The sequence below is a fragment of the Streptomyces sp. BE20 genome (assembly GCF_036322525.1).
GTDB lineage: Bacteria > Actinomycetota > Actinomycetes > Streptomycetales > Streptomycetaceae > Kitasatospora.
This window is the reverse complement of record NZ_JAQYWW010000030.1, coordinates 1-6,237: the sequence shown is the minus strand read 5'-3', so window position 1 is coordinate 6,237 and position 6,237 is coordinate 1. Positions and strand designations below refer to the sequence as shown.

Sequence of the window (6,237 nt, the reverse complement as noted above, 5' to 3'; positions counted from 1 at the left end):
GACGTGGACCCGCCGCTGAACGCCCCGCACCGTCCCGCTCCCGACGACCCGGCCCGGGCCTTCGGGGCGTTCGGCCAGCGTGCCGAGGACGTCGTCCGCTACGGCGACCGGCAGAACCTCACCGGCCTGCACCACGAGCTGAACCCGGCGCACGTGGCGAACCCGGCGAACACGCTCCGGGCGCACGGCGTCAGGATCGTCGAGACCACCCCCCCGATCCACAACGGCACGTACCGGACCCGGGCGGCCTTCCTCGACCCGACCGTCGCGCCGACCTCCCCGCTCGCCCGTTTCGCGACCCGCTGGCGGTTCCGCGGCAACGCCGACGGCGGGAGCGGGCGCACCATGTACCCGCGGGACTGGGTGGCCGAGGACCTGCTGGCCGTCGTCGACGACGCGCACGACGGCGTCCCGGACGATCAGCGGGTGTACCTGGAGGACGGCCGGACGTACTACTGGGTGGGGGAGGCCGACGGGGTCCGCATCGAGGGACTCTCCCGCGACGGGGCCCACCTGGCCCACCGTCCGACCGACACGCAGCCCATGACGGCGTGGGACCAGCGGCGGGTGCTCCGCACCTCGCCCGCCACCGGGACCTGGATGGGCGACCGACCGTTCTCCACGGCCCGGGTCCTGTTCGACTCCGGGCAGGAGGGCCTGCGGATCACCGTCCCCGTGCGCACGGTCGTCGAGGGCCCCGTGACGCCGGAGCTGCGCGCGTTCGCCGAGGACGAGATCCAGCGCAGGGTGAACGACTTCGTCCAGGAGCGGGCGCTGGAGACCGCGGGCACGAACGGGGTGCCGCCGAGGCTGGTCGCCGTCGTCCTCGACTTCGCCCCCGGACGTCCGGACGTCTTCTCCGAGATGGTCGTGCGCCCCGATGGGATGTCGGGCGTGTCGAGCGTCCTCGGCCCGCTGGCCGTCCAGGGCCAGGACCACGTGTTCAACGGGATCACCGCCGCACTGAGCGACTTCACGACCCCGTTCGCGGACCTGGTCGCCCAGCAGGGCGCCCCCCGCGTCCCCGCCGACCTGCGCGAACCCGGCCCGCTGCGGCCGGGCGAGCACGCGCCCGCCGTGCTGGCCGGGTGGGACCAGCAGACCGTGCGGCAGCTGCGTGACCTGGACGCGCGGTTCAGCCACGCGGCCGCGGTCGCCGACCCGCGCGACCTTCCCGTCGACCGGAGCCTGCCCCGGGAGTGGACCGCCCGCGACACGCGCTGGGCGGCGGTCCAGCTCCTCAACCAGCAGGAGAGCGTGCACGGCTCGACCGTGACCGAGGTCGTCGAGGGCCGGATCGGCGACGTCCGGATCCAGGTCCACGTGGAGGACGGGCAGATCGTCGGCGTCAACGGCGTCGGTGACCAGCGGGACCTCCCGCAACTGCACGTCTCGCCGATTCCGCCGGACGCCGAGGCGCAGCCCGCTCCCACCCTCGTCTCCGCGACGCAGCGGTCCGCGGCCTCCGCCTGGCAACCCGTCGACCTGGACGGCACGGTGACGGGGACCCCGCGCCGCGCGCCCGCTCTGGTGGGCGACCAGACGAGGGTGACCCTGCCCAACGGCACGACCCGGGTCGTCGAGGTGCACCTGGACCCGGCGGTCGGCCAGGGCGCCCCGGCCACGCTGTTCCCCTCGCGCTGGCACCGGTCGGCGCTCGATCCCGGGACGGTGTACTACCCGGAGCACTGGAGCGGGCCCCAGCTCACCGCGCACGTCACCGCCGCGCTCGACCACCCGCTCCTCACCCGCCAGGAGGACGACGGCTCCCGTCTCGTGGTCGGCCGGGCGGACGGCGTGTGGATCGAGGGCCGGTTCGGTCCGGACGGCACCCTCTACTTCCACCGTCCGTCCCCGCACCAGACGCTCGACAACCCCGACTACCGCGGCCCCGCCTCGACGACGGCCCGCCGGGGCACCGAGGTGCAGCTGACCGGCCTCGGGCCGGTCCGGGTCCGCCGCGACCTCATGTTCGACGGCTCGGAGGTCGTCCGGATCACCGCCCGGGTCAGGCTGGTGGGCGGCGAGCACACCACCGGGGCCGACCTCCGGCAGGCCGAGGGGACGTTGCTGCAGGCCGCCGAGACGTACGTCGACGGGCATCGGGACGGCAGCGACACCCCGATGGACCTCCGGCTGGAGTTCACCGGGGACGCCGACGCCACCGAGGTCCGGCTCGAACCCGGGCAGGACCCCACCATCGAGCAGGCCCTGCCGCGGTTGCACGAGGCGGCGGGCGCGAACCGGCTGGCCGAGGTCCTGGCCTCGGAGGACCAGCCGCAGGCGCCGCCGGCACCGCGCAGCGTGTCCGGCGAGTCGATGCTCGACGGCCGGCGACGGTACTTCGCGGCGTCCGCGTGGGACCGCCCGACCGAGGGCCGCAACCTGCCGCGCGAGTGGACGGCCGACGAGGCCCGGTACGCCGCGAGCGTGGTCGCGGGCTCGACGCACCGCGTCCCGGCCGGCCCCGTGCCGCGCGGGGGCACGACCGCGCCCGAGCAGGTCCACGGCACCTTCGCCGGGGTGCGGCTGACGGTGCGGATCGAGAACGACCGCATTACCGACTTCTGGGGCCAGCCGGACCAGCGCGTGCCGCACCAGCTGACCCGGCCCGGGCCCGAGCAGCACCAGGTGCTCGGCACCCACGAGGTCCGTCCACCGACGGACCCCTTCGACCGCAGCCTGGAGGCCCGCGAGCTCCAGGAGTTCTCGGTGAGCCGGATCAGGCTCGCCGACGGTGACACCGAGTCGCTGGTGAGCGTCAGGTTGCACCTGGACGTCAGCCGGCTGAACCTGGCGGACCCGCACGCCGTGCGCCTGCTCAACGACCTGGCCAACCGGGCCCGCGCCGGGCTGGCGGAGACCTACAACGGCGACCAGCGGCTGCCCAGCGGCGACCGGCTGCGGGTGCGGGTCGAGTTCGTCCAGGATCCCGCCGTCGCGCACCGCACCGTGGCCGTCCACCCGGGCCCGATCCGGGCGAGCCACGAGAACTGGGACCTCCGGACCCCGGCCTCGACCCTCGTCCACGAGGTCGGCCACCTGCTCGGGCTGCCGGACGAGTACCGCGAGGGCCACTCCCGGGTGGACCGCCGCCGGCCGGTCCACCTCGACGGCGGTCTGATGGGCTCCTACACCCGTGACCGCTTCGGCCGGCCCATGGCCGACACCAACAACCGGCCCGCCGCCCCGGGCGTCCCCGACGCGCGGCCCGTGCTGCGCGCGCGCAACCTGCGGCAGCTGGGCGCCGTGATCGACCTCGCCTTCGGCGCCGACCGCGGGCCCGGGCCGGACGGCACCCACCCGCCGCGTCCCCGGGTGAACGAGGACGCCCGGCGCACCGCGCTGTACGGCGACCTGAACGGGACCGGCCGGCGGGTGTCGAGCGGCGGGCGCGACGGCGGCGGCCACCTGTTCCCGCAGCCCGGCTCCGACCGGCCGGAGCCGACCCGGATCCCGGGCTCGGAGAACCGCAACGGCACCTTCCGGGTCTTCGGCGGCCCGGCCGACGGCGCGGCGACCGGCCACCACCGGCTGGCCGGCGACCTCGCGGCCGGTCCGGCCGTCCAGGACCGCGGCCGCACCATGTTCCCGGAGCACTGGACGTCCGACGACGCGGTCTACGCGGCGGAGCAGGCGTACCAGCACGCGCTCCGCCGGGGCGGCGAGGCGTTCACCGAGCTCAGCCCGGTCTCCTGGGCATGGACCGGTGAGTACGGCGGGGTGCGGATCGAGGGCCGGGTCGTCCTCCGGATCGAGCGCCGGGCGGGCGGCCCGTTCGAGATACCGGAGATCGTCTCCTTCCGTCCGTCCGACGACCAGAGCGGGCTGGGCGCGGCTTCGCACCTGCCGTGGCGCCCGTTCCCGGCCGGTTTCGACCAGCGGGTCGGGGACCTCGTGCGCTACGGCGACCGGCAGACGCTCGCCGGCGTCCACCACCAGCCGCCGGAGCGGATCGGGTACGGGGACGGCGACCGCCCCCGGGTCGACCAGGCCGGCCAGCGGAAGGGCGTACGGATCGGGACGGCCTTCGCCGCCCACCCCAACGGGACCTACCGCGCCCAGGTCTGGTTCCTCGACCCGGTCGTCGCCCCGAGGGCGCCGATGGAGGCCTTCCCCTCCCGCTGGCACACCCGCGCGGACAACCAGTCCCACATGTTCTACCCGCGGGACTGGCACGCCGACCACGTCCTGGACGCCGTCGAGGAGGCTCACCACGGCCGGGACCGGGCCGACGACCGCGTCGTGAACGGCGCCGTCCACTGGACCGGCGTCACCGACGACGGTGTCCGGATCGAGGGCATCACCCGGGACGGTCGGCACCTGATCCACCGTCCGGCGGACGAGCAGCCCGGTGTGCGCCTGCCGGCGGACGCGCCCCGTTCCGCCCCGCTCACCGAGCCGGCGTCCTCCGGCACCGGCAGGCGCCCGGACACCGTCGTCGCGATGTCCCTGAACCCGGTGCCCGCAGGCCACGTCAGCCCGGACCTCAGCGCCGCGGCGGGCCGCGGCCTGCCGAGGGAGTGGACGCCGGAGGAGCGGCTCTTCGCGGCCGCCAACGGCCGGCGGATCGAGGAGGAGACGCTGGTCGAGGACGGGTTCCAGGTCCGGGTGCGGTTCGCCGAGGTCGAGATCACGGTGCTGCGGGACGCGGAGTACCGGATCGTCGACTTCGCGGTCGCGGACGGCCACACCCCGCCGCCCCAGCTCACCATTCCGGTGCCCGAGCGCGGCACCGGCCGGCGGGCCGCCCCGGGCCCGGTCGAGCAGCTGTTCGCGCCGGACCCCCCGCGTTCGGACGAGGGCTCCGACCACGGGCCCGGTTCGCAGGACGGCCGTCTCCTCTCCGACGGGGACGAGGACGAGGCCATGGACCTGTACCGGGACTCCGACGAGGAGATGGACTACGTCACCGACTCCACGCTCGACTTCCTGTCCTCCGACGACGACATGGAGTCGGTCCACGGCTCCGACTCCGACGTCCGCTCCGTGGACATGGACTCGGACACGGACTCGGACACGGACGGGGACAGGGACGGGGCCGCGCACCCGGTGCGCCCGGCGTACGAGGCACCCGCGACGGACCTGACGATCGCCCGGGTCCTCAGGACGGCCGAGGTCGAGGCGCCCGCCGACCCGGCGCGGCACAGCAGCGACGCCACCGGTCACCGGCGGTTCCGGGCCGGCCGTGCCGTCCTGGTGGACGGCACCCCGGCGGTCGAGGTCGTGGTGCGGATCCACCTCGACACTTCGGGGCTGCCGGCCGGTCAGGACCACACCACGGCCCTGCGGAACCTCCGGAACCGCGCCCGGCAGAGCGTGGACGAGTACTACAACACCGGGCACCGGCTGCCGGACGGCGACGTCCTGGTGGTGCGGACCGAGTTCGTCACGGACCCCGACCGGGCGCACCACCGGGTCGAGGTCTTCGAGGGAGAGGTCCGTGAGACCCAGGAGGCATGGGGCCTGGGCACGACCCGGACCGTCCTGGCCCACGAGATCGGCCACCTGCTCGGCCTGCCCGACGAGTACCGGGAGCGACGCCTCCACGAGGAGACCGTCGACGGGAACGGCGACCGCACGGTCGTCGAGCACGAGATCCGCCCCCGGCCCGCGTACCCCGACGCCGGGCTGATGGGCGGCACCCACGCGGGCAACGACCGGGTCCGCTTCGACCAGGACGCCGGGATCATCTCGGACGACACCGACATCCGGTTCGCGCTCGCCCCGCGGAACCTGCGCGAGCTGGGCGCCGTGATCGAGCAGGCCCTCGGCGCCGCGCCGGCCGGGCAGACCGCCCACGGGCTCCCGCGCCGGGCGGCCTTCGGCCTGGACGCCCGGCAGTCGTCGCTGTTCGGCGACGCCCGCAATCCGGGCGGCCACCTGCTGCCGCCGATCGGCTCGGACCGGACGGCGCCCGAGCGGGTGGTCCGGGTGGAGCGCAACGGTGTCGTGGTCGCCGACTTCTCGGCGGAGCCCCCCGCGGGTCCGTCCCGTGCCCGCCGGGTGGACACCCTGTCCGCGGCCGGTGACCTGCTGACCACCGGGCCCGCCCACCGGCGGATGTTCCCGCGCAACTGGACGAGCGAGGACGCAGTGTACGCGGCCGAGCAGGCGTATCTGCACGCGCTGGGTACCAACACCGTCGTCCCGCTCGGCGGGAGCCGGCACCGCTGGACCGGTGAGTACGCCGGGGTGCGGATCGAGGGCGAGGTCCGGGGCGAGCAGTTCCTGTCG

General features: G+C 75.3%; 1 protein-coding gene. It reads left to right on the top strand.

What is annotated here, in order from left to right; genetic code table 11:
* Positions 1 to 6,237: EndoU domain-containing protein (locus PUR61_RS00110; protein ID WP_329874329.1), on the top strand; the 6,237-nt coding region annotated here is incomplete at both ends.